At 62.0% G+C, this 24,224-nt stretch carries 35 protein-coding genes; 4 read left to right on the top strand and 31 right to left on the bottom strand.

The window, feature by feature from the left end:
* Window positions 1–213: 213 nt before the first annotated feature.
* From VGN93_RS31120 to VGN93_RS31105, 4 genes are all read left to right on the top strand, one after another.
* Entirely contained in the window at window positions 214–930 is a 717-nt protein-coding gene (locus VGN93_RS31120) for a helix-turn-helix domain-containing protein (protein WP_327510668.1), read from the top strand.
* A 438-nt stretch (window positions 931–1,368) separates the two neighbouring features.
* Window positions 1,369–2,052, top strand: coding sequence for a ParA family protein (locus VGN93_RS31115; RefSeq protein WP_327510667.1), 684 nt, complete (start codon window positions 1,369–1,371; stop codon window positions 2,050–2,052).
* Entirely contained in the window at window positions 2,049–2,399 is a 351-nt protein-coding gene (locus VGN93_RS31110) for a hypothetical protein (protein ID WP_327510666.1), read from the top strand. The genes VGN93_RS31115 and VGN93_RS31110 overlap by 4 nt, the downstream gene beginning before the upstream one ends.
* Before the next feature lie 11 nt (window positions 2,400–2,410).
* Window positions 2,411–2,755, top strand: coding sequence for a thermonuclease family protein (locus VGN93_RS31105; RefSeq protein WP_327510665.1), 345 nt, complete (start codon window positions 2,411–2,413; stop codon window positions 2,753–2,755).
* A gap of 127 nt (window positions 2,756–2,882) precedes the next feature.
* On the opposite strand, the gene VGN93_RS31100 is transcribed toward VGN93_RS31105, so the two are convergent.
* The 31 genes from VGN93_RS31100 to VGN93_RS30950 all read right to left on the bottom strand — a co-directional run bounded on the left by VGN93_RS31100 (window position 2,883) and on the right by VGN93_RS30950 (window position 24,152).
* The gene (locus VGN93_RS31100) at window positions 2,883–3,218 is read right to left on the bottom strand and encodes a hypothetical protein (protein WP_327510664.1); all 336 of its coding nucleotides are present in this window, start codon (window positions 3,216–3,218) and stop codon (window positions 2,883–2,885) included.
* Window positions 3,202–3,657, bottom strand: coding sequence for a hypothetical protein (locus tag VGN93_RS31095; protein ID WP_327510662.1), 456 nt, complete (start codon window positions 3,655–3,657; stop codon window positions 3,202–3,204). Before VGN93_RS31095 ends, VGN93_RS31100 begins: the two co-directional genes overlap by 17 nt.
* 204 nt (window positions 3,658–3,861) lie before the next feature.
* Window positions 3,862–4,308: a hypothetical protein gene (locus VGN93_RS31090; RefSeq protein WP_327510661.1), complete on the bottom strand. Its 447-nt coding sequence runs from the start codon at window positions 4,306–4,308 to the stop codon at window positions 3,862–3,864.
* Window positions 4,308–4,781, bottom strand: a complete 474-nt coding sequence (locus VGN93_RS31085; RefSeq protein WP_327510660.1) for a lysozyme — start codon at window positions 4,779–4,781, stop codon at window positions 4,308–4,310. The genes VGN93_RS31090 and VGN93_RS31085 overlap by 1 nt, the downstream gene beginning before the upstream one ends.
* The gene (locus tag VGN93_RS31080; RefSeq protein WP_327510659.1) at window positions 4,774–4,992 is read right to left on the bottom strand and encodes a hypothetical protein; all 219 of its coding nucleotides are present in this window, start codon (window positions 4,990–4,992) and stop codon (window positions 4,774–4,776) included. Before VGN93_RS31080 ends, VGN93_RS31085 begins: the two co-directional genes overlap by 8 nt.
* A 149-nt stretch (window positions 4,993–5,141) precedes the next feature.
* Window positions 5,142–5,432 carry a hypothetical protein gene (locus VGN93_RS31075; protein WP_327510658.1) on the bottom strand — a complete coding sequence of 97 codons (291 nt, stop codon included), beginning with the start codon at window positions 5,430–5,432 and terminating at the stop codon, window positions 5,142–5,144.
* Window positions 5,429–5,782 carry a hypothetical protein gene (locus VGN93_RS31070; RefSeq protein WP_327510657.1) on the bottom strand — a complete coding sequence of 118 codons (354 nt, stop codon included), beginning with the start codon at window positions 5,780–5,782 and terminating at the stop codon, window positions 5,429–5,431. The genes VGN93_RS31075 and VGN93_RS31070 overlap by 4 nt, the downstream gene beginning before the upstream one ends.
* Window positions 5,751–6,773: a late control D family protein gene (locus VGN93_RS31065; protein ID WP_327510656.1), complete on the bottom strand. Its 1,023-nt coding sequence runs from the start codon at window positions 6,771–6,773 to the stop codon at window positions 5,751–5,753. The genes VGN93_RS31070 and VGN93_RS31065 overlap by 32 nt, the downstream gene beginning before the upstream one ends.
* Window positions 6,774–6,783: 10 nt before the next feature.
* Window positions 6,784–7,011: a tail protein X gene (locus VGN93_RS31060; protein WP_327510655.1), complete on the bottom strand. Its 228-nt coding sequence runs from the start codon at window positions 7,009–7,011 to the stop codon at window positions 6,784–6,786.
* A 10-nt stretch (window positions 7,012–7,021) separates the two neighbouring features.
* On the bottom strand, window positions 7,022–7,465 hold the full coding sequence (locus VGN93_RS31055) for a phage tail protein (RefSeq protein WP_327510654.1): 444 nt from the start codon (window positions 7,463–7,465) through the stop codon (window positions 7,022–7,024).
* The gene (locus tag VGN93_RS31050; RefSeq protein ID WP_327510653.1) at window positions 7,465–9,633 is read right to left on the bottom strand and encodes a phage tail tape measure protein; all 2,169 of its coding nucleotides are present in this window, start codon (window positions 9,631–9,633) and stop codon (window positions 7,465–7,467) included. Before VGN93_RS31050 ends, VGN93_RS31055 begins: the two co-directional genes overlap by 1 nt.
* Window positions 9,633–10,007: a phage tail assembly protein gene (locus tag VGN93_RS31045; RefSeq protein ID WP_327510652.1), complete on the bottom strand. Its 375-nt coding sequence runs from the start codon at window positions 10,005–10,007 to the stop codon at window positions 9,633–9,635. The genes VGN93_RS31050 and VGN93_RS31045 overlap by 1 nt, the downstream gene beginning before the upstream one ends.
* Window positions 10,008–10,010: 3 nt before the next feature.
* Window positions 10,011–10,520, bottom strand: a complete 510-nt coding sequence (locus VGN93_RS31040) for a phage major tail tube protein (RefSeq protein ID WP_327510651.1) — start codon at window positions 10,518–10,520, stop codon at window positions 10,011–10,013.
* A 58-nt stretch (window positions 10,521–10,578) separates the two neighbouring features.
* A complete protein-coding gene (locus VGN93_RS31035; protein ID WP_327510650.1) occupies window positions 10,579–11,814 on the bottom strand; it encodes a phage tail protein in 1,236 nt (411 codons plus the stop codon).
* Between the two features lie 171 nt (window positions 11,815–11,985).
* Window positions 11,986–12,612 (bottom strand): hypothetical protein, encoded by a 627-nt coding sequence (locus VGN93_RS31030; RefSeq protein WP_327510648.1) that lies wholly within the window; start codon window positions 12,610–12,612, stop codon window positions 11,986–11,988.
* Between the two features lie 8 nt (window positions 12,613–12,620).
* Window positions 12,621–13,316: a hypothetical protein gene (locus tag VGN93_RS31025; RefSeq protein ID WP_327510647.1), complete on the bottom strand. Its 696-nt coding sequence runs from the start codon at window positions 13,314–13,316 to the stop codon at window positions 12,621–12,623.
* Complete coding sequence (locus VGN93_RS31020) at window positions 13,316–13,717, bottom strand: hypothetical protein (protein WP_327510646.1); 402 nt, start codon at window positions 13,715–13,717, stop codon at window positions 13,316–13,318. Before VGN93_RS31020 ends, VGN93_RS31025 begins: the two co-directional genes overlap by 1 nt.
* A 15-nt stretch (window positions 13,718–13,732) precedes the next feature.
* Window positions 13,733–14,266: a hypothetical protein gene (locus VGN93_RS31015; RefSeq protein WP_327510645.1), complete on the bottom strand. Its 534-nt coding sequence runs from the start codon at window positions 14,264–14,266 to the stop codon at window positions 13,733–13,735.
* The gene (locus VGN93_RS31010; protein ID WP_327510644.1) at window positions 14,259–14,432 is read right to left on the bottom strand and encodes a hypothetical protein; all 174 of its coding nucleotides are present in this window, start codon (window positions 14,430–14,432) and stop codon (window positions 14,259–14,261) included. Before VGN93_RS31010 ends, VGN93_RS31015 begins: the two co-directional genes overlap by 8 nt.
* A gap of 10 nt (window positions 14,433–14,442) precedes the next feature.
* Entirely contained in the window at window positions 14,443–16,737 is a 2,295-nt protein-coding gene (locus VGN93_RS31005) for a hypothetical protein (protein WP_327510643.1), read from the bottom strand.
* Window positions 16,738–16,739: 2 nt separating this feature from the next.
* On the bottom strand, window positions 16,740–18,008 hold the full coding sequence (locus tag VGN93_RS31000) for a phage tail protein I (RefSeq protein WP_327510642.1): 1,269 nt from the start codon (window positions 18,006–18,008) through the stop codon (window positions 16,740–16,742).
* Window positions 18,001–18,954 carry a baseplate J/gp47 family protein gene (locus VGN93_RS30995; protein ID WP_327510641.1) on the bottom strand — a complete coding sequence of 318 codons (954 nt, stop codon included), beginning with the start codon at window positions 18,952–18,954 and terminating at the stop codon, window positions 18,001–18,003. The genes VGN93_RS31000 and VGN93_RS30995 overlap by 8 nt, the downstream gene beginning before the upstream one ends.
* Complete coding sequence (locus tag VGN93_RS30990; protein ID WP_327510640.1) at window positions 18,951–19,361, bottom strand: GPW/gp25 family protein; 411 nt, start codon at window positions 19,359–19,361, stop codon at window positions 18,951–18,953. The genes VGN93_RS30995 and VGN93_RS30990 overlap by 4 nt, the downstream gene beginning before the upstream one ends.
* Entirely contained in the window at window positions 19,354–19,875 is a 522-nt protein-coding gene (locus tag VGN93_RS30985) for a baseplate assembly protein (RefSeq protein WP_327510639.1), read from the bottom strand. Before VGN93_RS30985 ends, VGN93_RS30990 begins: the two co-directional genes overlap by 8 nt.
* Window positions 19,876–19,884: 9 nt before the next feature.
* Complete coding sequence (locus VGN93_RS30980; RefSeq protein ID WP_327510638.1) at window positions 19,885–20,676, bottom strand: hypothetical protein; 792 nt, start codon at window positions 20,674–20,676, stop codon at window positions 19,885–19,887.
* Complete coding sequence (locus tag VGN93_RS30975) at window positions 20,673–21,059, bottom strand: hypothetical protein (protein WP_327510637.1); 387 nt, start codon at window positions 21,057–21,059, stop codon at window positions 20,673–20,675. Before VGN93_RS30975 ends, VGN93_RS30980 begins: the two co-directional genes overlap by 4 nt.
* A 4-nt stretch (window positions 21,060–21,063) precedes the next feature.
* Window positions 21,064–21,396, bottom strand: a complete 333-nt coding sequence (locus VGN93_RS30970) for a hypothetical protein (RefSeq protein WP_327510636.1) — start codon at window positions 21,394–21,396, stop codon at window positions 21,064–21,066.
* 78 nt (window positions 21,397–21,474) lie between these two features.
* Window positions 21,475–22,485, bottom strand: a complete 1,011-nt coding sequence (locus VGN93_RS30965) for a major capsid protein (RefSeq protein ID WP_327510635.1) — start codon at window positions 22,483–22,485, stop codon at window positions 21,475–21,477.
* Between the two features lie 12 nt (window positions 22,486–22,497).
* Window positions 22,498–22,878 (bottom strand): head decoration protein, encoded by a 381-nt coding sequence (locus VGN93_RS30960; RefSeq protein ID WP_327510634.1) that lies wholly within the window; start codon window positions 22,876–22,878, stop codon window positions 22,498–22,500.
* Between the two features lies 1 nt (window position 22,879).
* Window positions 22,880–23,311: a hypothetical protein gene (locus VGN93_RS30955; RefSeq protein ID WP_327510633.1), complete on the bottom strand. Its 432-nt coding sequence runs from the start codon at window positions 23,309–23,311 to the stop codon at window positions 22,880–22,882.
* Window positions 23,312–23,462: 151 nt separating this feature from the next.
* Window positions 23,463–24,152, bottom strand: a complete 690-nt coding sequence (locus tag VGN93_RS30950; RefSeq protein WP_327510632.1) for a S49 family peptidase — start codon at window positions 24,150–24,152, stop codon at window positions 23,463–23,465.
* Window positions 24,153–24,224 lie beyond the last annotated feature (72 nt).

Here is a 24,224-nt window from a genome sequence, read left to right as displayed (position 1 = left end):
GGTTTTATATAGAAAACACGAGGGCTTAAAAGAAAAAACCCCGCCGTTGGCGCGGCCGGGGTTTTTGGGATTACGAGGCGTCTGTGTTTGGAGAGCCTAGATAACGCTCCAAACATAGTCTGAAGCTGAAGAACCTGCAAGAGTCCGCTCTTGCCGGAACGAAGTTTTTTTGCCTCCGAGTCGCGGCCCTCCATCGAGAGGACGTTGGGGACTATGTTTGATCAACTCGGTGCGGTGCTCGCTAGAGCGACCGCAAAGCGCTCGCGTACGCCAGTGCACCGCCATTCCCGCGAGGCCGGCCGTTGCGAAACGGGCATCTGGAAAAAGACCAACCGGCAGGACGTGCGCCATATCGTGCTTGCCGCGCGCCGTTATGAAGTCGCCATGAAACAGCCAGGCGCCCGCAATGGGCCGCTCGGATCCGTGGCGTTGGAAATCCTCGACCTCTTGTCCAACCTGGTGGATTACCGCACCGGCCGGCTGGAACCGTCGATCGACACCATGATGAAGAAGCTGCGGCGATCGCGCGATGCGATCGTGCGAGGATTGAAGGCGCTGCGCAGCCATGGCTTTGTCGATTGGCTCCGGCGCTATGTGGCGGCCGATGATGCCGGCGGCAAGGGACCGCAGGTGAAGCAGACCAGCAATGCCTATCGCCTTGTCATGCCGGAGCGTGCCCGCGCCTTCCTCGGCCGCTACGGCCTGGCCGCCCCCGTGCCCGACGATCGACAACAAGCGGATACCGAACGCCAAACCGCGCTGGACGCTTACCGTACCACCCTCCCCCTTGATCAGCTCGCCTTGTTCGAGGTCGGCGACAATCCGATCGGCCGCGCCCTCGCCCGCCTCGGCCGGAATATCTCTTTCCAACGTGAGTCCGCCAGACAGACTGAATCCCTATCTGGATTCTTTAATAGGGAGAGAGAATAGACGGACGCCGCCGTCCGGGCCGCTCACGCGCCCCTGCGGCGGTTCCGGCCCGCGCAAATTGCGGGCCGGTTCGGCACCGTCTCAATCAAATAGGAAACCTTTCTTGTGCGGTGAGGGTGTACGGCTCTTGAACGGGTGAGGAAGCGTCGGCGATCCGGTCTAGGCGTTTGCGCATGAAGATGCGATTTGCGAATGAAGATGGATGCGGAGGGTTTGCAAACTTTGCGACAGCTCCCGCATGCCGCAGAATGAGTTTGTACACTCTAATATTGGTTCTCAGTAAGAACCGGGTTCCCGGTCGGTTCCAAGTTAGCTTGTGGCGGCATTGTTGCCGCTTCCATGTCGGTATGATATTGGACGGAACCGCCCACGAAGTTACCAAGTGGTAACCAGTTTCCGATATGGAAGTGGAAAGGAACCGAAAAGGAAGGCGCATCCATGCCAGTTATCGTCTTGTGCTCGACTAAGGGCGGCGTCGGAAAATCCACGACCGCGTTGATCTTGGCGCAGGTTTTCAGTGCAGCCGCGAAGGACGTCACCCTCATCGACGCCGACCCAAACCAGCCGCTCGCCACATGGGCCAAGCGCTTTGCCGCCACCGTCCCCGCCAACCTTCATGTCATCGGCGGCGTAAACGAAGAGACGATCGTCGACACGATAGACGGGGCCGCCGCGAAGCATCCCTTTGTCATCGTCGACCTTGAAGGTTCCGCGAACGTCACCGCGACCTACGCGATCGGCCGCGCTGACCTGGTCTTGATTCCCATGCGCGGCAAGCAACTGGACGCCGACCAGGCGGGCAGGGTGGTTGCGCTCATCGAGCGCGAAAGCAAGGCCTATCGCCGGGCTATCGATTATCGTGTTGTCTTTTCCATGACCTCGACGTTGCTTAGCCGCGAGAGCAAGCACATTCGCGGCACGCTGGCGGAGAAGGGGATCCCGGTTCTGGAAGCCGGGTTGCCGGAGCGCGCGGCCTACAGCGCCATGTTTCAGCTCGGCGGAACCATCTTTGACTTGACCGACGCCGACGTATCGAAGCCGGCCGCGGCCGTCGCGGACGCAAAGCAGCTCGCCATGGCCGTCGTCGGCGTCCTGCGCGACCAGGAGGAGAAAGCAGCATGACGAAAGAGCGCATTGGTCTCGACCTCGATATGCCGGACTTTCAACCGCGCAGCCGGCCGAAAGAAGCCATCCCGGCCGAGGTGAAGGAAATAGCCGAGCGCAGCGGCTTCACCGCCCGGCACGCGCCCCCAGCGCCGGCGCCGGCAGCAACGCCGGCCCCCGCCGTCTTCGATGCGCGCAGCCTTCGCCGCACCAATCGGAGCGCGAAACTCAATATTGCGACGACAGAAGAAAGCCGGCAGCGCTTCTGGACGCTGGCGCAGCGCATCGGTAGCACGGTCGGCGAAGAGGTTTTGATCGCGATGATGGACGCATTCGAGCGCGACCTTGCGGCGCAGGGCCGCTGAAGGGGAGGGGGATGCTCGCACTACTCTTTGCCCTGACCTTGACGGCCGTCGACGGCGACACGCTGAAGGCCGGCCCGGAGACGATCCGGATCCTGAATATCGACGCGCCGGAAACCCGGCACGCCAAATGCGATGCGGAGCGGCGGCTAGGCCACGTCGCCAAGCGCCGGCTGCAAGAGCTGCTGGACGATGGCGAGATCGTCATCACCCGGGGCGACGGCAAGCGCATGACGGATCGTTACGGCCGCACGCTCGCCCGGGTGTCGGTGCATGGCGATGACGTTGGCGATCGCCTGGTCGCCGAGGATCTGGCGCGGCCTTGGAAGGGCAAGCGCCAGCCGTGGTGCGGCGAATAAAAAAGACCGCTATCGAGACAGCGCTTGCACGCTCGGCTATCCCAACGGTTCGGGCGGCATTCCGGTGCGGGGAAGGTTGACCAAACGCAAAAGGCCCCCCGCTGGGAAGCGGAGGGCCTTTATACGTTCAGTTTGCGCGCCGGATCTCGCGATGAATGCGCAGCTCTTCACGAAAGCGATTGATCTCGGTTGTCAGAAACGCGGTATTCTTCGCCATGTCCTTTCCGACGTCGACCAGTTCCGAGAAGGTTTCATTCACGGCCTCGACCTGGTCGGTGAGACGATTGAGCGCCGTGGGGTCCACGATGACGGCCGCCACCTCCGCTTGACGCGTGGGCGCGGGCGTCGATTTCGCACCCATGACAATGCCGAACTGCCTTACTGCAAAAATCATCGCCAGCACGACGCCGAAGGCGATAGCGGTGAACGGGTTATTCGCCGCCGCCTCAAGTAGTTTGTCCATTCCTGCTCTCCCCGACATCGTGAGCGGCCCGAAACACGTTGATAAACTCGCTCACCACGAAGACGGGGTAGACAGCGAGCCAAGGGCTCCAGATCTCGGAGAGCATGTAGAACCAGGTGATGCCGGCAAAGATCATGCAACCCACGCCGGCCGAAAGCACACGAATGTGCGGAGTGACGTTCTGTCGGGCGCCGTTGACGATGAGCCCCCCAATGCGAAGGACGCCAAGGAATACCATCCCGGCGCCGAGCAATGTTTCGCTTTTGAAGATTTCCTTGAACCCGGAAAAATCCGGCTGGTCGAAGGTGCTTGCTGGATGCAGCAGCATCAACCCCCACAGGAAGGTGACTACCGCCAACTGCCATTCCGTCATGCGCGTATGAAACCGATGCTGGATTCGGATCCACACACCGGGTCCGTGGTTGCCCTCTTCCGTCACGGCCGCCCCCCTTGCGTTTCGAGCGCACCGATGGCGGTTACTAACGCGCCATGGCGTCGCCCGCATTCACCCAGCGACGCGCGGTCCTGACCCCAAAGCCGTGCCGTCGTCGCCGATGACAGGTCACTTGCGGGCAGGTTTGAGACCGGCTTGCAGGGCTGTTTCAGGCTTTGAGGGATTGCTGCAGGGTTTACCGCGCGCGGATCAATATCGCCCGATCGGGTTGATAGCATCCCGCACCCGGCGAGAAAGGGCAGGGCGATCGCCAGCAGCGTCGCCGTTCTTCGGATCCTCTTCAAGGGTTTTCTCCAGTTCGGAAATCTTCAGGGCGTCGGCCGCTTGGCGAGACCAGTAATCCCGCTCTATCGCGTCAATCTCGGCTTGCGCTTGCCGCCGATCGGCGTCGCGCTTGAGGTCTGCCCGTCTCTGTCGCTCCTGCCAGATGAGCCGTTCATCGAGGCGGCCGCCCTCGCGGGCGCGCCCCACGCGACCTTGCGCGAGATCGTCGACCATCGGCCCCAGCGCAGGCACGAAGCGCAGGTAGGGGGTGACGTAGTTGGCGGCCGGCACACCCTCATAGAAGATGAAGGCGGCAAGCACGACGAGGCCTTGCAGGCCGAGAAAGCGGACGAAGGCGAACAGCGTCGGCATCAGCCCGCCACCCCCTCAAGGCAGATGCGCTGCTCTTCCGCACGCCGGTTGACGAGGCCCTTCACCACGCGGCCGCCGGCCTTGTTCCATGCCGGGATAGCGTTGCAGGCGCCGCGAATGTCGCCGGCATTGGCGCGGCGCGCGATCGTCGAGCGGCAGAAGGCGCCCGTGCCGATATTGTAGGATACGGAGAGGAACGCGGTATAGCTCTTCGCCGGCACCTGGTCGGGCGCCTTCAGGCACTTGCGCATACCTTGCTCGAATTCGACCAGGGCGTCGCCGAGCATCGCCTTGCATTCGTCGACCGTGTAGCGATCGCCGAGCTTGACGCCGCGCGTCTCGCCGAAGCAGACGGTCGGGATGCCGTAAGCCAGCTTGTCGGGATAGGCGACGGTGCGCAGCCCTTCCCACGAGCCGACCAGCGCCACGGCCGCAGCCATCAGCGCGCCGCTCTTTTTGAGCCTGCTATTCATCGGAAACACCTTTCTGTGCAGTGAGCCGGGCGAGGAAGGCGCCGGCGGTTGTGAGGAAGGAAAGCGCCGCGAACAGTCGATCCGGCACGGGCAGCGCGTCGCCGACAAGCGGCAAGGCGACTTCGGCGCCGGAGAGGAGGGCAGCAATCAGGATGAGGCGGATGCTCCACGCATAGCGGAGCACCGCGCGCCAATTGGGGGCGAGACGCATGGATATGTCCTTGAAAGAAAAGCGCCGCCGAAGCGGCTAGGTGCCGTCGCAAACAGGCAAGCGACGGTAGAGGGAGGGCGGAAACGCCCTGTCAGGCGCGCATAAACCGCACGCTTTCAGCGCTCACCGAAATGAGCGATAAGTTTCAATTATCCGTCTTGAAGCCGAGCCTTCATTTTATCCCAGTATTCCTCGACTTGACGGGCCGCTTCACCCGCAGTCGGGAGCCAACCGGAATGCGGCATGATCGGCCGGCCGGAGCCTTTCGGGTGCTGCCCGGCCCAAAACCACTTGCCGGCCTTCAGCGTCTGGCGATCGAGATAGATGCGGCCGATATTGTCCTCGCCGTCATAGCCGGCGTAATCCTCATGGAGCTTGCCATCGAAGCCCCGCTCGTCGCCCCACGTCCGCGACCAGCGATACTTTTTCTGCCAGGTCATCGGGGAAGTTTCCCGAGGATCCACTTATTGCCGTCCCGGTTGCCGCAGCCAAGGCACCGCAGCCGGACTGCCAGCGAACCGAGATAGGTATCCTTGCCCCATTTCATTGCGAGGTCCCAACGATTGACCCAACCGGTTCGCTCGCACTTCGCGCAATGACCGCCCAAGGCGTGCCACTCCGGAATATCGTCAAACGTTGTATGCACCGGATCCAGCAATGGTCCCAGATAGACGACGTCATAGCGGCTTTCCCGCCCGACCAGATCTATGCCCCGGCGATGTTTCATGTTCCATATTTGTTCACGGCGTGCGAAAGAGTCAACCGCCGCCGCCGCCAGATTTTCTATCATCCTTGCCAGCACCGCCGCCGGGCTGCTTGACCTGACATTGCGTGGTGGCGCCGCCGGTGCGCGAGGCGCGATGCGTGACGCTGGTGATGCGGTATGTTCCATCGACACCCGGCCGGCAACCGGTCAGGTTCAACGGCGCCTCCGCACGGGCATGGGCAACAAGGTCCAATTGGATTGTCCCGCTTCCCGCATCACGTTCCGCCTCGCTTTTGCGGCCTTTGGCGATCCCCTCCGCCTGATCTTCGTCGGCCGCGAGCGTGCGCACGTCGCGGGACGCCTCGCCGTCCACCTCATCGAATTGGACTTCCTTTTCCTCAAAGCGCGCCTTCTCGCGGTCAAACCAACGGACCTTCGCACTCTTGTAGACACCGCGTCCGGCGAATGGCTCGATATCCCAGGAGATGACATTCCCGCCGATACCGACTTTGGCGTCTACGGCGGCGAGCGCACTTGCGCCACGGGGGATGAAGACGGCTTCCTGACCGCGCAACTTGAACGTGGCGTTCAATTCGCGCGCCAGCCGCTGCCCTAAGCCGAGAAAACTTTCGCCATCCGAGAGCCAATAATCGCGCGCGATCGCGCCGAGCTGCTCATCGATTTTCAGGGAAAAGCCGGCGTTCTGTGCAGCCTCCCCAAGAAAATCTTTCAGCGACGCATCGTCCTTGTGGAACAGTTGCTGGCTTTTCGCCGGGCCGCGCGTATCGAACCCCTTGGCGCCGACGCGCAGGATGGAGCCGCCCCCTCGTGTCCCTGTCGATCGAGGCGCATCGCTGGGCCCACGAAAAACGACCACGCCATTGAGCGATACCTCGACAAGCGAACCCTTCGGCGGCAGTTTGATCTGCCCCCCGGCATCATCAAAGCTAAGCGAGCAGCTATCGCTTGCGGTGCCCTCCTGGTCGGTCACCTCGATGTCGATAAGGAGCGGAGCCATACGGCTCGAAAGGTCGCGCCCGTTGATGCGCACCTGCCAATCAACTTTCCAGTTCATTGTATTTCCATCAATCAAAGAGGGAGATCGCCAGTCGTTCGTCGACCTTTGTCGCCGCCGCCGGCAGATCGGCAAGCGTCACCAGCGTGCCGAGCGGCAGAATAGGACCCAGCGCGGCAAGGCCCGGATTGAGTGCAAACGTTGCCTCGACGACGCTGCGCGACCTCACCCCGTATTTTCGCCAGAGTAAGAGGTCCACGGTGATACCCTCGCCGCGAACAGTGATTGTCTCCGCCATTGCAAAGCCCTTATTGACCGGTCAGCGCCGAGAAAAGATTGATGAGGCCGATAATGAGCTGCTGGCCCTCGCCCTGGTCGGCCTCGACACGCGTCATGGTGATTTGGTGTTGGATCAAATAGCCGACGCCATCGCCGGAAAGCTCGCGATGCGATTCCGTTATCCGCGTGATGCCGTACCAGCCCGGCCGCCACCCGTCGCCGCGCTGCACGGGAAAGCGCGCCCCCTGCCGGCGCATTTCATGCAGCGTCTCCAGCTCGTCGAGCCCGCCGACATGATAGGGCAGGAGCTGGCCGGAGAGGACAATATCGTCCTCGCCTTCTCCGGTGAATTCCTTCGGTTGTCGCCCGCCGATCACGGGCTTCGCCACGATCGACGCCTCGGCCGTGCGCTCCATTTCGTCGATCGAGAATGGCGAGGTGTCGATGACGACAGTGCCGAGCATGTAGAGCATTACGCCACCTCCCATCCTGTATCGGCTTGAATTCCGGCAAGCTCCGCCTTGATCTTCTGCCCGACCGCATTGCCGACTTGCTGCCCGATCGCCGCAGGATCCGCATTGCTGGTCGCCGTCACGCTCACGCTGACAGTGATCGGCGCCAGAACCGGCGTCGGGTTCATCACCTGCACCTGCTGTGTGCCCGAAGGCTGCGAAATCACGGTAGGCGTACCCATGAGCGTGACCTCACGGGGACCGCCCGCAGAAGCGCCAACTGGCGCGGACCCATCGAGATCATCGAGGATGCCGGGTTTACCAACACCAATGGTCCGCTGCTTGCGTTGCTGTTCTTCCATCTCGACGCCGAACATACCGTCCATGCCGAGTTGACGCGGATCAGCTTCCCGAAGGCGTTTGCGCCGCTCTTCCCGGCTGAGGTTCTGCCAGTTCTCGCGGCTCCAGTCCCGTGACTTCTTGACCGCCTCGTCATTGACGAATTGCCGGCCCGTGCCGTACCGGTATGCGTTCCGCCGGCGTTCTGCCGCGTCACTTTCGGCCGTTGGCCGCGTGCCGGGCACAGGTACGTCAGTAGTATAATTTCCGTCTTCGTCGACCGCAGCGCCATGGTTCGTCTTCGCGCCTAGCGTGGAGCGGTTCTGTCGCCCCGTGGAAGCTTTCGCTGTTTGATCAAGGTATTGTTGTCGGGCCGTCTTCGTTCGGAGCTGATCGTCGACCTGGTCGAAGACAGTTTTCCATTGGCCTTTGCCCTGCTGTGTTTCCGCCTCACGGAAGAGTTCATCGAGGAGTGCCTTGGCAAACGGGTTTTTGTCCAAGTCGTATTTTTCCGGGTCGAGGCGGCGATGGCGTCGGGCAAACTCTTCCTTATTGTTGTCGCGAAGCTCGCCTTGTTCCCTCCGGCTTTTGGCCCGTGCCTGCGCATCCGTAATCGCGCCCGTCACCTTCTCAAGAACTGGATTGGCAACGTCGGCCACCTCGCCGCCGAGCTGCGACATGAAGGTGTCCCACAATGTCGAAAGCTTCTGGATCTTCGCCGCAGAATCGTTGGCAATCTGGTTGAAGTCCTTCAGCGCCGTGCCGTCGACCTTTCCAAGCGATTGGGTCAGCTCCCGAAAGGTATCGCGTTGCGTTATCAGCGCACGCATACCTTTCTGCATTTCTGCATCGGTAAAGAGCAGCGGCAGCTTGGAAAGATCGCCCTTGGTGGCGAGGCTTGTCAGATCGAGGAAAACCTCGAACAGATCCTTGCCTTCTTTCTTCGCCTTATCCAGCGCCTTCGGCAAATTGATGCCGAAGTTTTTGAACTTCTTTGCCGTGTCGGCGGAGTACATCTTGTTCAGCACGTTGCTGAGATAAGTTGCCGCCTCGCTGCTCGATCCCGCCTGGTTGCGCATGACCTGCAACATGGCGACGACTTTTTGCAGACCTTCCGTCCCCTGATAGCCGAGCGCGGAAAACGCCGGCAGGAGCGAGGGGAGGTATTGCGACATGTCCTTGAGTTCGAACTTGCCGGCCTTGCCCCCAGCAACGAGGATATCGAACGCCTTCTGCATTTCGCCGGCATTGATCTTCATCGATCCGGCAAGGGCGTCTGCGGAGAGCGCGATATCCGCGATCGCCGCGCCGGAAGCCTGCGCGGTCATCGCGACAGCCGGCAGAAATGCCATCGAATCGTCAAGGCTACGCCCCGATGCGACAAGGGTATCGAGGCCGTTTGCCACGTCCTCGAAACTCAATGCGGTATGATGCGCAATCTGCTGTAGTTTTGTCATCGTCGGCCCAACGATGTCCGCGCTTTGATCCGCATTGAGCGCAGTCCGCCCGACCTGACGTTCAACTTCGGCGAATTTGGAATAGCTCCGGGCGGCAGCATAGCCGGCGGCCGTTGCCGCCAGCGTCACCCCACCGAAGAACACCCCCATACGGCGCTGCCGTTGCTCAAGCGCGCGTTCGCGCTCCATCTCCAGCCGGTGGGCCTCGCGGTCCCGCGCAAGCTGCAACGCCTCCTCGGCCCGATCGACACGGGTGAGGCGGCGATTGTTGCGGGCAAGGGCAAGGTCACGCTCCGCCCGCTGAATATCGGACAGCGATTTCTTGACGCTACGCGCGCCGGCCGCCGTGCGGTCGGTGAGGGAAACGACAAGCGATGCGGAGAGACTTCCCATTAGTCTTCCAGCTCCTTAACGATAAAGGATGGCAACAGGTCTTTGAACGCCTGGTGCACGGCTTCACTGTCCGGCCACCGAAGCGCCCGGATAACGGAAGGGTGCAGGCCGGTGAGCCTGCACAGGACATGCCGCAAAGTCTCCAGTTCACCGGACGCGAAATCGTCGATATCGCCTTGCGTCGGATAATGAAGAGCGACGGTGCGCAGCATGCGGCCGTCGACCTTGAACGGCAGGAGAAGGCGCCGCGACCAGGCGACAGCGCCGCGCGCGTCGATGGTCGGGCCAGGGGAGGGGTCCGCAGCAACAGCCGGGCTTTCGCCCGCGCCGTCACCCGGATCCACGTCGTCGGAAACGATCGCGAAATCTTCCACGCCTTACGCCCCCAGCGCCTGACGGTACTTGGCCCACAGGTCGACGCCGTTGCGCCGAAGGATCCGCTCTTCGAAATCGACGTAGAGCAGTTCCTTGCCGGCGAGATGGAATTCGAAGTGCAGGATGCCGGAGAAGACGTGGTTGCAGCCCTGGAATTCCGCCGGGTCGCTTTCGTCGGGTTCCCAATCCGAGATGACGCCCTCGATGATGCAGCGCGCGGCGAGCACACCGCGACGGGCGTGGGAATAGGAGCCGGCGAGCACCCACTTGTCGAGTTCGCCCATGCCGTCGAAGATATCCTCATCGAGGCCGATCGAGGTGAAGGCGGGCTCCAGCGGTTCGATGCGCGGCAGGACGTGGCGAACACCCATGACGCCGCCGCCCGGATTGCTGTCGACCTTGACGAACTTGATCGGCGGGATAACCACCTTGCTGACGATGTTGGCACGGGACGTCCCGGCCTTTTCGGCACGACGGACGTCGACGGCCGTGAGAAGAGTTGGCAGCGCCATATTGAAGACCTTTCAGGAAGCGGAGAAGGGCCGCGCGCGCGAGGCGCGGGGCGGGACGTCAGGCGACGGCGTTGAGGCGCGCGACGATCTCTTCGACGAGACCTTCGACAGCGGGGCGATAGCGCCGGATCTCATGGTCGGCGCGCTTGAAGGCCGGCGCGGTTTCGATCCCGACGTCGATCTTCAGGTTGCCAAGGCGGATGTTTTCCGGCGAATTCTGGTTCGGCACGAACATCTGGTTGAGCGGCGTATAGCCAAGGATGTCGTCGGCCGCCTTGTGGTCGCGCAGCATGAAGGCGATCGAATGCAACCAGGCTTCGACGCTCTCGGCCGTGATGCGCGGGCCGAGAAAGCGGCGCGTGATCTGCGCCATCTTCGCGACCAGGTAATCCGTGCCGCGCGTCTGGTGGATCTGCGTCCACAGGTCGCCGGAGGTGGTGGCAGCATCCGTGCCGATGAAGACAAACCCACCGTCAGCGATCGCGCCGTCGACGCCGACTTCGCCCTTAGCAACGATCGAGACATTCGCCTCGAGCATCTGCTGACCTTCGGTGGAACCGTCGAGCAGCGAGAAGGGGATGTTGCGCGAGAGGCCGGCAATGCCGAGGATCGGCTGATTGGCGATCGTCTCGAATGGCTTGCCGAAGCTCTCGTTGTCGCGCCGGACGAAGAGGCCGGCGATACGCGAGGCCATCGGGCGGGTGACAAGCGTGCTGCCCTCGTAAACCCTCGCCTTGATGCCGATCGGCATGATGCGCTGGCTGTTGAGCGTTTCGCGATCGTCGATCGCCAGCGCCGCAGTGATGGAATTCACGTCCACCGGCGCAATGGCGAGCAGCTTGCCGCAGGCGGCGTCGAGCTTCGCCAGCACCGGGTTCATCGTCTCCGCATCTTCGCGATAGTCGGTGCGTCCGACGAGGATGATGCGCGGCGTGCTGTTGGTCGAAGAGGGAATGCCGCCGATCCCGTCGAGGATCTCGCCGATCGCCGCGCAGGTCTCCGCCGTGTCTTCGCCTTCGGCGACGCGCACGACCGTGATATCGGCGCCGGCATTCAGGCCGTTCAGCTGGTCGTGCACCCCGCGCACCATGTCGGCGAGCGGGCCGGTGCCCAGCGCCGTGCGGGCCGCCTTGTCGCTGGACGAGAAGCGCACGGCCGTCTCAAGCGGGAATTCAGAGGCCGAGGCGTCGGAAGATGCTTCGATTGCGATGATCTTGGAAAAGTCCGGCCCGAGCACCGACACCGGTTCATTGCTCGTGCGGGAAAACTGCATGCCGAAAATCGGTGCGGTCATGAATGGATCCTTTCGCGGGACATGCGCCGTCGCCCGCGCGGACGATCAGTCGGCGCGGCATGCGGCAGGGATGAAAAAGGGGAGGGAAGGTTAGGGGGCGTCAGCCGCCCCGGCGGAAGGCGGGGATATTCCCGCCGCCCGTAGGCACGCTACAAACTGGAATGCGCGGGGCTATGGCCAGTAAGCGTCGTCTGCGAAGTCGTAGGGCGGGCCTTGCTCGAACGGCGCAACGCCATCCTTCATGTCCCATGACACCTTCATGGTCGCCTCGATCCATGCCGTGCCCATCGTGACAAGCTCGATCACCTGGTCGGGTGTGAGCATGTGGTTGACGTTCTGTGCGTCGCGGATGATGAGCACAGGACCCGAGACGCCAAGAGCCTTCGCGCCTTGAGCTGCCAGCAAACGAGCCTGCAAATTGATCTGGTCTTGCAGACGACCTTGCAGCGGTATGTCGCCATACTCTGCCACTGCGAAAGTCTTTCCGACCGCGATGCGGCGATCGCGCTCGGCGTTAATTTCCTCACCGCTCGGGTGCGGAGCGTCCGCCAGGTCGTCGACCCACTGCACCACGCCGCCGATGATCTCGCGATCTCGCCCCACCGGAACCTTGTTCGGTGGCAGCGGCTCGGCCGGCAGGATGGGCCAATAGCCGACGCCGACGTATTCCACCGGGCAAGGATCGAGAGCGGCCTCGAGGTCGACGAGGCTTTCGTCGGCCAGACCCACGAGAGCATCCGGAAGGCCGGGCTCGCCGTCAATTGTCGGGCCAGAAAGGATGATGCGTTGATAGTCCATGGTTGATCCTAGTTCCAAGTAGCGGCGGCGAGGGCGAAACCATCGCTATCGCTGTTTTCGGCGGTAACGGGCTGGTTAGCTCGAATAAGCCGCCCTTGAGTTGTCACGCGGCCGGTGCCCGTGTTGTCGAAGTCCACCACGCCATTTTTCAGGCTCACCAGCGAAGAAGCTTGACCAGAGCCAGTACAGAAAACGCCTACCGACCCCTTATTTACAGGGACAGTAAGAATAGCGCTGTTTCCTAAGTCTCGGCCAATCCAAGACGGGATAGGACTTGAGCACAACACGCTGTAGATCGAAACGTAGTTGGCGGTAATAGCTGAGACGTTGTAACCTACTTCAAAGTTGACCTTCGATCTCGCTTCCGAAAAAGGGATGTAGCAAATTCCGGTCAAGACCATCTGCGAAGATGACAGATGAGAATTGCTGAAAACGGCAGCATTTCGACCGTTCACTTTTACATAGTCAACAGCCCCGCCGTTGGCGTTTAAAAAGCAACTAGGGATCGCAACCAATACTTTATTTGGGGCCGGGGCACCGACGTCTACTTGACCGCTAAATGCGACCTGTGCGTTAGCGAGCGCAAACGAACCGATATACTTGATGCCGATACCGCCAATCTTTGGCGGGTCTACAGGAAACGGCCCCCGCGCGGCGGATAGGCCGTTGAGACCGAACCGGCGGGGTATGACCGCTCCCACCATTAGAAGTCCTCGACTTGACCGGTGAAGGAAATGCCCCCCGCCAAAGCCACACCCGACGCGACGTAAAGCTTTTCGCCGGCCTTCAGACGGATTTCAGAAAACCCGGTGAAGGTAGAGATCGGGGTTGCCGTCGTCACAGCGATCGTGTGCGCGCCCATGAGAACGCTGTCCACCAAAGTCACAACCGTGCCAGCGGCATCGACATGGAAGAGCATCAATTTCGACGCCGTCACGGTAGCAAGCGGCATTGCCGAAAGCGACTTGAAGATCGACCCGTCCGCGCCCCCGGTGCACAGGAGGACCGCATTCGCGATGTCATTATAGGTTGTCTTCGCCGCCGTGGCGGTTGCGCACACGGTCCGGCCTGCCTGCGCGAACACAGGTTCATGGCTAACTGCCATTGCAGTCTCCTGAAATTAGAGGGCTACGGCGAAGGCGATTGCCTGCCGGCGGGCCTGCGCTTGGGTGGATGCGAGTGAAGTCGCGATTGCCGCCGCGACGCCGGCGGCCGCGGCGTTGGCGAGGGTTGCGGCATTCGCCGCATTTGTTGTCGCTGTGCCCGCCGACCCGATGGCGGCGGCGATAGCAGCATTTGCGGTCGTAATCGCCGTGACGATCGCGGCAAGCGCCGTGTCGACATCCTCGAGCGCCTCGTCGATCTGCGGCTGGATCTGGGCAAGCGCATTCGTCGCCCCCTCCTCCAAGTCCGCCTTGGCCGTCGCGGTCGCCTCGGTCAGCTCCTCGATCAGCGCGTTGATCTCGATCGTCTTCGGCCCCAGGATGAGGTCGGTCCGATCACGCACGAAATCGGCGTATCGCTTGATCGCGGTCTCCAGCCCGTCCCGGAGGATCTCAAGCGGGTCGAGCCGCGCTTGAACTTCCGTCAGGATCCGGATGAACAGCTCGTGATTGAGCTTCGTCCGGCGATCGAGCTGGATGGTCTCAATCAACTTTTGCTGCATCGGACACCTTGTCGAGGTTTGCCTCCAGCACAGACCCCTTGATCGTGTGCTGGAGATCCGGCCGGGGAAGCAGGCGCGTTTTACCGACCATGACGACGTCGGTCAGGGTCACGCGGTATTGCGCCTGCGGATCGATTTTCTTCGGAATAGGCAAGGGAGCCTCCTTATGCGCTCGCGAGGAAGTACATGGACCGCACAACAAACCCGTCGGCGATGTCGGTGGTCGTGCCGACAAGCTTGACCGCGAAGGTCGCGCTCGGCGTCGGCGTGAACACCATGGCGCGCCGCACGTTGCCGTTCGGCAGAACGACATCCGTGGTCGTGTCCGGCGTGTCGGAGGTGGCGAGACCGCCACCGGTCAGGACCGTCGTCGCCAGCGTATGTTTTCCGCCACCTCCGACCGGCTTCCAGTTGACGAGTTCCAGCTCGACCGTGATCGTGCTGGCATTCGTGCCGCAGTTCTTCGTCTCCGACTGCCACACGAAATCGTCATCCGCCCGGCGGAGTTGGACCTTGCTTTCCGCCAGGTTGAGGCCGGGCATGGCATCGCGCGTGCCGACCATGACGAACTTGAACGGCACGGTGGGCGGCAAGGTCGCAAGCGGGTGCGTGCCTGCGATCTTGTCGAGTGCATGCCAAACGCCGCCGACCTGAATTTTGGCGATCAGCTCGTTACCGTCAGGCACATATTCCGTCGTGGTGATGTCGATGTCGGTGATGCCGCCCGTGAGGGTCAGCGACTGCATTTCCACCTCGACATAGTTCTGATCGAACTGTGCGTAGTAGAGGCGCAGGTTGGCGTCCTTGCCGGGGTCGGCGACATAGGCAAGGCCATCGCCGTTGAACAGCATGCCGTTGGTCAGGAAGTTGTCCGCCCGGCACGCCACCGCGAAGTCGCCCGCCGTCACCATCTGCGAAGCGTAGGATTGCCCCGGCAGCATGAACAGCGGTTGCATGTCCACCCTGTTTTCGACGCCAACACGGTCGCCCGCTACGGATGCCTGCGCATCTTCGGCCTCAAGCAGACCCTGCACATAGGTGATGTCGAAACTCGGCTGACCGTTCTTGACGCCGGTGATATAGAGCTTGAGATCGTTCGCCGTGACCTTGGCGAAACGCAAGCCGGCCTGCACCAGCCAGCCCGGTTGCGCGTTAAGGAAGGTTTGCGCAAGCAGGTTCCCGGAAACCGCATCCGTCACACTGCGATAGCCGTTCCAGTACGGGATCTTGTCCGAGAAATACTGCTCGACGCGCCGCTGCACGACGCCATCCTGAATCCATTCGTCGGTAACAACCCAGTCTTCATCGCCGACCGAAAACGTCCCTGTCAGATAATTGTAGGTATATTCGACGTCCTGCCAGAACCGTTCGTTTTCCGAGACGATCATGGACGGGCCGCTGCGCCGGCGCGTCTTGGCGCCGGGGAAGACAGTCGCCGAGACGTTCGAATAATTGTAGTCGGCGACGGATACCGCGGTATCCTGCCGCCAGACGTCGAGGCGGAGTTTGGGTTGCCACGCCGGCAGCAACCAACCACCGATCGATTTGACGCGAGAGTTGGACGGGTTGAGGAGCTGCGGCGTGATTTCCGCGCTCATAGCCCATGGAAAGCGCAACCCTTCCTCAACGCGAGCCTTGTAACCCACGGCCGCCTCATTCGAGTTGTCGGCGGTCATGAACCGCTCGAAACCGAAAAGCAGGCCGTCGTCATCACGGCCCATGGCAAGCTGAATTTCCGCCGTAACGCGGGCAAGCTGGTTGATCAGCGGCACGTTGATGTTGGAGATCGCAGCGCGGGTGTTCGCGATCGTCTGGCTGAGAGTTTCGATCTGCGAGCCAGCCACAGCGAGGGTAGCCTCGGCCGCCAGAAGCCGAGCCTCAAGAGCCTGAAGGCTTTTCACCTGGTAGTCGAGTGCCATCTCGATCCCGACCACGCCGGCGCCCACCTGCATGGTGACATAGGCGATCGGGACATAGTTCGGCAGGAGCGCCGGCCTTGTCGGCACGGCGGCCTCATCCCCCGGCACATGCGTCACCGCAACCTTGCGGCGGCTCTCGGTATAGTGCTGCTGGGGAACGGCAGTGCTGGTCTCTTCTCCCGTGTCCGGGTCGATCGAGACCACTTCGAAGCTGCGGGGTTCCGGCGCCGACAGCGTGGGAGCGCCGGTCGCGACGATCGTGACGATACGTTTGGAGTTGGACGGGGAAGCCGCAAGCAGATCGACCGGCGTCGTGGCGAGATCTGCGAGGCCGAAGAGCGCGCCATTGTACGCAATGACGCCCATCGTCACATTGACGGACGTCGTGCCGTCGATCTGGACGTTGAACCCGTCCCAGCCCTTGCCACGCCCGACGCCCATGGCGACGAGGGCATCGTGCGCCTCGCGCTGGAATTCGCCAATGTTTTTCATGTCCCTGGTTTCGACGTGCTGGTTGTCGCCGAAATTGACGATGCGCATAGTCAGAATCTCCTGATGGATTGGCCGAGACGGACAGACCCGTCGAGCGTCGGAGCGTCCCCGAGCGTGAGCGGCGAGAAAATATCGGTATGGATGCGCCAGACATCCGTTCCGCCCTGACTGGCGCGAACGGCGGCGACCGCCCGTTTGAGGCGTTCGTGCTGACGAAGGCGAGCGACCCCGAGAGGTCCGGGGACAACAAAGCCGCCGGGGCGCGCGGGGGCGCGCAGATCAATGTAGAGGTCGCCGGTGAACGGCCGCATGCCGAGGCGCGCCTTGTTGGTGACGAACGTTCCATGCGGGCGATGCGCGTATTTCGTCGCAGCGTCGTCATAGAGGAACACCCTTTGGTAGAGGTGCAGATAGGCGGGATCAGACGAGCAGATCATCCGCCTGCGGCTGCTTTGCCCGCCTGGGTGCGAACGCCCGATAAAGCGGGCCTTCAGCGAAGGCTTGTATGGCTCCGCGACCTCTTCGAAGCGCGGCTCGACGGGATCCATCCCCGGCCGCACTTCGTTGACCATCACGTCAGTCTTGTTGACGACGCCGCTCTCCGTCATTTCGACGGTCATGTATTGCTTGGCCGCATCCCCTGTCGGCCGAAGGTAGCTAAGAGGCCCCGGCACCTTGAATCCCCCGATTTTGCGGGGCGGAAGCTGCATCCGGACCAGCTTGCTTGTCAGCACGGTTTCCGATCGACGGACCAGCTCGACGACTTTGAGCGGGGTCTCGACGCCTTTGCGCCAGAGAAACGCGCGGACACCGTAATACGCCGCCGCCGGATCGGGCGACACGATCGCGCCGCCAGGCTTCAGGACAAAGTGCGAGCCGACAAACCGTGCCGCCGGCCCCGCCGGATACCGGTTCCGGTGCTCATAGAGGCGGAGTTGGGGAAGATGAGCGAGCCAGCGCTCACGGCGTTCGCCGGTCAGCGACGTACCGAGATAGGGACGCTGCGGCGGCAAATCGTATTTACAGAGCCGGGCGTCGACCAGTGCGAGGCATTGGCGGATAGCCCAAATCGTCCCGAACCGTCGCTGGATAGCCGGCCACAGGGCAATGGCCGTGCGCTTGCGGTGCTCCGGCCAATCGTCATACCAGATCGAGACCCCGCGATTGTGAGCGAGCCAGGGCAGAAGACGCGCCGGGCAGCGATAGGGATCCTGCGCACGCCAGATCAGATCGACGTCGATCTTTTCCCAACGCTCGGCACTCGTCTGCTCGATCGCCTGTTCGTAGGGCGTGGGCGACGGATGGAGAATGTCAACCATCGGTGTATGCGCTCTCTACGTTGATGCTGGTGACGTAAACCAGGCCGCCATACGGGATGACGATGCCGCCTGCCGGCGTCCCAACGGCTAGACGCTCGACGCCACCGACAGAACCTGCGGCGACGATCGAGGAATCAGGCAGGTCGCGTCCGGGCGTGTGACGTTCGTCGACCATCGCGGCGACCGCTTTGGCCGAGGCCGAGCGCAGAAGCGTCGGGTCAGGGCCGCGCCGGTGATAAAGCGCATAGGCGATCGGGGTTTCGGTCACGATGACAGACTGTACGACGACGACGTCGGTGCCTTGCTTTACGTGCTCTTGGTCAATGTGCGCCTGCACGGCCGCCACAAGTGTCGACGATGCAGCGCCGTTGCCTCCGCCATTGGCACGAATGAGCCGGGTGATGCCATTGCCGGCAGATGGATCGGAGATCCACGCCCGAGCGCTCGCGACCATGATTGCAAGGCGGATCACGGGTTGCCTCGAATCCGAGCGGTCAATCCATGCGCCGACGTCGGCAACATCGGCGGACGCCTTGAGAGCCTCCGCCTTGTAGCCCGTGAGCCGCCCGCCGCTCTTGTTCTCGAATTCAAGGAAAAGCCGAACCCGGTAGCGGGCATCGGTTTCCCCTGCCATGCGCTCGACACCAAGGAAGCTCACACCCCACCAGTCGAGAGATGCTTTCTCTGCGAACGCGATCAGCGTTTTCTTGGCATAGGTGTCATTGATCGCGATCTTGACCAGCATTTCCCGATTGTTGTCGAGTTGCTGGTGAATGGCGCCGGGATTGGCGCGCAGGTTCGCCACGTCGTAGGAAATGCCCACCGCGTCGAAAAGCTGGGTCAGCTTCCCCATGCGCTCTTGCCGATCCGTCTCGTAGTCGATCGGGATCAAGTCCGGCGCCGGCAGGCGAGAAAGATCAAGCGTCTCAGCGACGACGAGTGTCATGCGACTATGCCCTCATTGAGAACCGAGACCCCGGACTTCCGGAACGTCATGGAAAAGTTGAGCCGACGTTCGACCGTCTCGTCGCCAAGATGGCCGCGCGGCCGGAAATCGACCTCGATCGAGACCTTAAGAATGCCCTTGCGGATGTCGTCGACAGACCCGGACGGCACGATGCGCCGCACCTTGAAGCGAGGCTCCCAAAGGTCGATTGCCGTGGCGACAAGCTGAAGGAAGATCGGAAAGAGCTTTCGTGTGATGCGCCGGCCGAGCAGCTCAATCACGCCGGCGCCGAATTCGCGCAGCATCGCAAGCGATGCGATGCGGATGGTGAAGAGGATCTCAAGGCTTTGCAGCGCCGACGTGAGATTGTCGATCGGCGCGCCCGTGGAACGATCATAGTCAGCCACCGACCGGCACCCCCGAAGTATCTCCGCCGTGCACGACTTCCGTGTGCCGATGGGTCTTGTCGACAGCAACGCCGTCATTCTTGATGTGACCGCCGTCGACATCGAGGCCGGATCCGGAGATCCGCACCGTTGTTCCGCCGGCCGATATGACAAGTGCCCCGCCCGCGATCGTCACTTCGACGCCGGCGTCCTTGAAGACATTTGCGTCCATGTCCGCATTGGGGCTGGAATTTTCGTTGGAGTAGCCGCCGCGAATGAGAAGGCCCTTGCGGGGATCGCCGGTCGGGTTGAGCATCCCGACGATCTGGTTGACCTTTAGCGGAACGCTGGTCTTGCCGGTTTCGGGATGCGGATACCAATTCGAGAGCACTGGCTTTTCTTCGCCGCCGCCGAGCCGGATCCGATAGCCCTTTTGCGCATCGACCTGCGCAACCGGCCCCACCTTCAGCGAATTGCCGAAAGCCGTCTTCAGCATGGCGATATCAACCGCCATGCCGACAATGACATCGATCATTGTGGCAACCTATTCCGTGACGGTCGTGATCTCGGAAATTCCGCCCATCTCGATCGTCGCCTGGTTAAAGTCTGTGATCAGTTCGGGATCGAGCGGGCCAAGCCCCAGCGCGTTTATTTGCGCGCGATCGGCGAAAAGAGCCGCTTGCTCTTTTTCCCAGTCCTCAAGGCTGTCGCCGGCAGTAAGCAGCGCCCGCCATTCAGTAGCCATTCCCAGATATTCCGGATCCGCTTCCAAAAGGGCTAGCCCGGCCTCGATCGGCGGGGGGATCGCTTCACCAAGCGTCGGCTCGCCGATGGCCTCGATGTCGACTTCGGAAAGGCGCATGGCATGCCGACGCGGTAACTCCGGATCGGCTGCGCGCATGTCCTGCACCTTGCCAATCCGCAGCACCAGGCCACGAAACACATCGCCCCACGCGTTGCGCGGATCCGTGAGCGCCACCCGCCATTGCCGATCGAGGATATTGAGCATGCCCTCAAGCGCGGCGTCAGTCTCGCCGAGCACAAGCACGAGCTCCTCCGGAGCGCCGCCCTCATCTTCGCCGACCTTTGTCAGTTCAAAGATCGCCGCTTGAACCTGCATCTTGAAAACCGATTGCCGCCCGAAAAAGCCGCGATCGTTGCCTTGCGCACGCTGGTCTGCCGCCTCGACAGAGACGACGATGATTGGCAGCCGGCTTTTCTTCAGAACGCCGCCGATACTTTCGATCATGCTGTCGTGCACATTACCAAGGGCAAGTGTCCGGCCGCGCAAGGCCTCAACGGCCGAAATTTGGAGGAGCTGGCGAACGATACTCATGACGCGGCCGCCGACAGATAAAGCATCATTCGCCCGTCCCCGTCTTCACCGGTGCGAGTGATGCGAAACAACCCAGCGCCCTTTGCCGCACCGCGTAAGACGTGATCGCCTTGTCGAGGCTCCCAATCTCCGGCACGGCGGACGATCGATGCTGTTGCGTGCTCACCCTGCGCAAGCGAAACAGTCGGCTTTTCCCGACCGCCGCCCATTTGCACCAGGTCGGGCCAGATATCGACCCGCGCCGGAAGGTCAACAAGCACAGTCCGAGTCTCATCAGGAGATTGCTTCATCTTACCTTCGCGCATCGGACGTATGGAGATGAGTTCGCCCAGCGCCGCCCGGGTAATCCCGGGAAGCGCGGCGCGTGCAGCGGCTAGATCCATGATGTCAGCCTTTCAGCGTGGCAAGCTCCGCCTCGGCCTCGGCAAGGTTCGTTTCTGCCGCAGTTTTGCCGGTTTCATCGGCTTTTTCGAGTGCGGCTTTGGCGGCCGCCACGGCTTTCTCCGCGGCTGCGATCTGCTTTTTCGTCGGCTTGCTGCCGCCGGCCTCGTCATCGCCAAGCCGATAGGCGAATTTGTTTTCGAGGAGATCGAGAGCATACTTTTCCGGCACCTCGATCGGTTCGTGTGCGCCGACCGGAATGTCTTCTGCCTCTCCCATCGCGGCTGCGGAGAGCTTGCAGCTATTAAAGAGCGCGATCGTAAGTATCTTCTTTGTCATCGGAGTTTTCCTTTGAGCGCCTCAAGGGCTGAAGGGTGAAGCGATCAGCTCAATCGCTGATCGCCAACCTGTTTTGACTTACGTGAGGGTCAACTCGCGCAGAACCTGCGGACGGGTGCAGAGCGAAATCGCGTTCATCTGCACTTCGAGGTCATAGCCCTTGCCATTCCGCTTCTCGATCGCGCGAGAATAGAAGGGCAGGCCCGGCGTGTTGACGGTCTCGTTATAATCAGCCGGCGCGAACCGGGTGATAAAGAGATCCGGAACCCCCTTCGGCACGACGCGTGCGCGATCGTGCGCGATGTAAGGCGCGCCGAAATCGGCCGTCGCCTTTGCGCCGGTACGATAGCGCTCCCAGGTGGCGCCGCCGAATTCGAAGACGTCGGGAACATCCTGACGAAGCACACCGGCGCCCGCCCCGAAAAGGAAGGTCTCGCGCACAGCCTTGTGAAGCCACAAGGACTTGTGGAACGTGCGACCGGTGAAAACATGCAGGCCATCATACGGCTCATCGAGAGCGTCTTCGATGCCGTAAAGTGCGTCCTGCCAGAGGTCGCCAACCTTCGTGTCCGCGTTATCGAGTTCCAGCGAGATCGCCGCCGGAACGGAGATGTCGAAGACGCTGTAGAGATTGTGCAGGGTTTTCCCCGACTTCGCGGTAACGATGCCCTTGATCGCGCCGACGCGCTGATGCTCCAACGTCATCGTGAGGTCGCTGGCATGACGGCGCGCCTTGGAGGCAACGCGGGTTTCGAGCTGCTCGGCTTCATTTTCAGTGCCGAAGGCGCGAACGCCCTGCACTTCATCAGCCGCAATCGAATCGTTGCGCTGGTAGTGGTCGACGGCGAACGGCACTTTCTTGCGGTCATCGTCGCCCGTGGTTTCGCCATCGCTGCCGCGTGCGCTCGGTTCCACCAGCGACAGCTTGCCATCGCGAAGCTCGACCGAAACGTGGATCGTGGTGACGCTGTCTTCGTCGAAGATGCCGGAGGCGGTAATCTGACCGGGGCGATAGGATCCGGTGTTTACGGCGGCCGTCAGCGTTTCGAGGCTGAAGGGATCGCCCGTATGTGCATTCTGAGAAGTCATCGGGGGATCTCCTTACCGAGCCTTGATGGTTTTTGCGCGCAGCTGGGTCAGCTTGGTGCCGCGCTTGGTGGCGTCATTGACCGATGCGTCAAAGATCAGCATCGGGTCTTTCACCTCCGCATGATTGGTGATGCAGACGGCTTCCGCGTCGGCGCTGGTCGCGTCGACGGGATAGGCGAGAATGGCAACAGCCGTTTCGGCGCCCTCCTTGCCCGCGACTTCAGCATTCGGAGCGACGACGTATTTTTTGGAAGCGGTCACCATGCCGAGCACGGTTCCGGCTTCCAGCTTGCCCGCGCCGGACGCGATGATCAGCGTGTCGCGGGAGAGGTAGCCGTCCGCCTCGCTGAGGAGGAAGGCAAGCGGGCGGGGCTTTTCAGTAGCGGTAGCCATGTCAGGAACCCTTTACGGCCGCGCGGCGTGCGGCGAAGACTTTCGAGGGGTCAAGGCCATCCTTTGCGGTGGACTTGACCGGCGAGGGCATTGCGAGCGAGGCGGCTGCGGCGCGCCGCTCCGCATAGGTCTGCGCGGGGGCGGGTGCCGGCGCGGCTGCGGTAGCAGCCGGTTCGGGTGCCGCAGCGCTAGCCGCGCCCGTCGGCACATATTCGGCGACAAAGGCGGTTACCGCCTCGGCCGACAGCGAAGGCGCGATCGCCATCAGCGCGACAGCCGCAGACATGCGGCCGGCATCGCCTTTGATGGAATCAGCCGACATCACGGCCGCAACAGCGGCAAACGATGCGGCGGCACCATCGCCACCGGCGGTCGCGGCGGCGATGGCGGCGGCCGCACCAGGTGCAGCGGCAGCCAAAGTCAGGTTAGTCATAGTACCTCCGGTGGGAGTGGTAGCCTCCAGCGGAGGCGTTGCGAGGATGGACGCCGAAGCATCCGGTTCAACCTCGATATCGTCGAGGTCATGGGGCATCGCGCCCGGCCGGATCGCGGCCATGACGGTAGCGAGCAGATTTCCCATCGGGTCAGCTCCGGTTGATGTTCTTGATGAAGAGTTCGAAGGTTTCGACGGGATCAGCGATGGCATCGACAAGGCCGAGCGAAAGCGCCTCTTTCGCGGTGAAAGCATCCGCCTCGGTTGCCAGAGCTTGCGCTTTGGTGAGTTTGCCGGCGCGGCCCTTGGCGACAGTTGTCGCAAAGATCTGCCGCATGTCTTCCGCCTGCGCCTGCCACTTCTCCGCAAGGGCGGGCGAAAGGCGTTCATATGGATTGCCATCGGCCTTCCGTGCACCTGCCCGAATGATCGTCACGTTGATCCCGGCGTCGGCAAGTGCTTCTGAATAGTCGGCGTGCAACATGATAACGCCGATCGAGCCAGCCCCTCCAAATGCCGGCATGACAATCTGGCGCGCCTGCGAAGCGAGCAGATAGCCGGCCGAGTAGGCGAAATCGGTCAAGATGGCGATCGTCGGCTTGGCGCGCGACAGATCGGCGATCGCAGCCGCCGTTTCAAAGCCGCCATTCACCTCGCCACCGTAGCTGTCGACCTCGAAGGCAATCCCTTTCACTTCCGGAAGCCGCTTGGCTGTCGCGATCTGCGCTTGAAGTCCCTGATAGGAGGTTTCGCCGGATTGGGATCCAATCCAGCCGCCCTTGTGCACAAGGCTACCTTCCACCGGAATGATCGCCACATTGCCGATCATGTCGAAAGGCAAGGCGTTTGCGCGAGCATAGACCCGCTCGATCCTCCGCCCGATCTTGCCGGCAAGCGGCTGGCCGTTGGAGCC

Source organism: Shinella sp., from assembly GCF_035998705.1.
In the GTDB taxonomy this organism is placed as follows: domain Bacteria; phylum Pseudomonadota; class Alphaproteobacteria; order Rhizobiales; family Rhizobiaceae; genus Shinella.
The sequence above is the reverse complement of the archived record's forward strand: the minus strand, read 5'-3'. Positions and strand labels throughout refer to the sequence as shown.

Excerpts from the sequence above, each read along its gene's own strand:
- VGN93_RS31060 (WP_327510655.1), bottom strand. The coding sequence starts at position 7,011 with ATGGCGGAGACAATCACTGTTCGCGGCGAGGGTATCACCGTGGACCTC.
- VGN93_RS30995 (WP_327510641.1), bottom strand. The coding sequence starts at position 18,954 with ATGACACTCGTCGTCGCTGAGACGCTTGATCTTTCTCGCCTGCCGGCG.
- VGN93_RS31080 (WP_327510659.1), bottom strand. The coding sequence starts at position 4,992 with ATGCGTCTCGCCCCCAATTGGCGCGCGGTGCTCCGCTATGCGTGGAGC.
- VGN93_RS31055 (WP_327510654.1), bottom strand. The coding sequence starts at position 7,465 with ATGCTCTACATGCTCGGCACTGTCGTCATCGACACCTCGCCATTCTCG.
- VGN93_RS31090 (WP_327510661.1), bottom strand. The coding sequence starts at position 4,308 with ATGCCGACGCTGTTCGCCTTCGTCCGCTTTCTCGGCCTGCAAGGCCTC.
- VGN93_RS31000 (WP_327510642.1), bottom strand. The coding sequence starts at position 18,008 with ATGGTTGACATTCTCCATCCGTCGCCCACGCCCTACGAACAGGCGATC.
- VGN93_RS31115 (WP_327510667.1), top strand. The coding sequence starts at position 1,369 with ATGCCAGTTATCGTCTTGTGCTCGACTAAGGGCGGCGTCGGAAAATCC.
- VGN93_RS31005 (WP_327510643.1), bottom strand. The coding sequence starts at position 16,737 with ATGCGCATCGTCAATTTCGGCGACAACCAGCACGTCGAAACCAGGGAC.
- VGN93_RS31085 (WP_327510660.1), bottom strand. The coding sequence starts at position 4,781 with ATGAATAGCAGGCTCAAAAAGAGCGGCGCGCTGATGGCTGCGGCCGTG.
- VGN93_RS31075 (WP_327510658.1), bottom strand. The coding sequence starts at position 5,432 with ATGACCTGGCAGAAAAAGTATCGCTGGTCGCGGACGTGGGGCGACGAG.
- VGN93_RS30970 (WP_327510636.1), bottom strand. The coding sequence starts at position 21,396 with ATGACAAAGAAGATACTTACGATCGCGCTCTTTAATAGCTGCAAGCTC.
- VGN93_RS31050 (WP_327510653.1), bottom strand. The coding sequence starts at position 9,633 with ATGGGAAGTCTCTCCGCATCGCTTGTCGTTTCCCTCACCGACCGCACG.
- VGN93_RS31065 (WP_327510656.1), bottom strand. The coding sequence starts at position 6,773 with ATGAACTGGAAAGTTGATTGGCAGGTGCGCATCAACGGGCGCGACCTT.
- VGN93_RS31030 (WP_327510648.1), bottom strand. The coding sequence starts at position 12,612 with ATGGACTATCAACGCATCATCCTTTCTGGCCCGACAATTGACGGCGAG.
- VGN93_RS31025 (WP_327510647.1), bottom strand. The coding sequence starts at position 13,316 with ATGGTGGGAGCGGTCATACCCCGCCGGTTCGGTCTCAACGGCCTATCC.
- VGN93_RS30980 (WP_327510638.1), bottom strand. The coding sequence starts at position 20,676 with ATGAGTATCGTTCGCCAGCTCCTCCAAATTTCGGCCGTTGAGGCCTTG.
- VGN93_RS31040 (WP_327510651.1), bottom strand. The coding sequence starts at position 10,520 with ATGGCGCTGCCAACTCTTCTCACGGCCGTCGACGTCCGTCGTGCCGAA.
- VGN93_RS31110 (WP_327510666.1), top strand. The coding sequence starts at position 2,049 with ATGACGAAAGAGCGCATTGGTCTCGACCTCGATATGCCGGACTTTCAA.
- VGN93_RS31100 (WP_327510664.1), bottom strand. The coding sequence starts at position 3,218 with ATGGACAAACTACTTGAGGCGGCGGCGAATAACCCGTTCACCGCTATC.
- VGN93_RS31120 (WP_327510668.1), top strand. The coding sequence starts at position 214 with ATGTTTGATCAACTCGGTGCGGTGCTCGCTAGAGCGACCGCAAAGCGC.
- VGN93_RS30975 (WP_327510637.1), bottom strand. The coding sequence starts at position 21,059 with ATGGATCTAGCCGCTGCACGCGCCGCGCTTCCCGGGATTACCCGGGCG.
- VGN93_RS31105 (WP_327510665.1), top strand. The coding sequence starts at position 2,411 with ATGCTCGCACTACTCTTTGCCCTGACCTTGACGGCCGTCGACGGCGAC.
- VGN93_RS30965 (WP_327510635.1), bottom strand. The coding sequence starts at position 22,485 with ATGACTTCTCAGAATGCACATACGGGCGATCCCTTCAGCCTCGAAACG.
- VGN93_RS31070 (WP_327510657.1), bottom strand. The coding sequence starts at position 5,782 with ATGATAGAAAATCTGGCGGCGGCGGCGGTTGACTCTTTCGCACGCCGT.
- VGN93_RS30960 (WP_327510634.1), bottom strand. The coding sequence starts at position 22,878 with ATGGCTACCGCTACTGAAAAGCCCCGCCCGCTTGCCTTCCTCCTCAGC.
- VGN93_RS31020 (WP_327510646.1), bottom strand. The coding sequence starts at position 13,717 with ATGGCAGTTAGCCATGAACCTGTGTTCGCGCAGGCAGGCCGGACCGTG.
- VGN93_RS30985 (WP_327510639.1), bottom strand. The coding sequence starts at position 19,875 with ATGATCGATGTCATTGTCGGCATGGCGGTTGATATCGCCATGCTGAAG.
- VGN93_RS30955 (WP_327510633.1), bottom strand. The coding sequence starts at position 23,311 with ATGACTAACCTGACTTTGGCTGCCGCTGCACCTGGTGCGGCCGCCGCC.
- VGN93_RS31035 (WP_327510650.1), bottom strand. The coding sequence starts at position 11,814 with ATGACCGCACCGATTTTCGGCATGCAGTTTTCCCGCACGAGCAATGAA.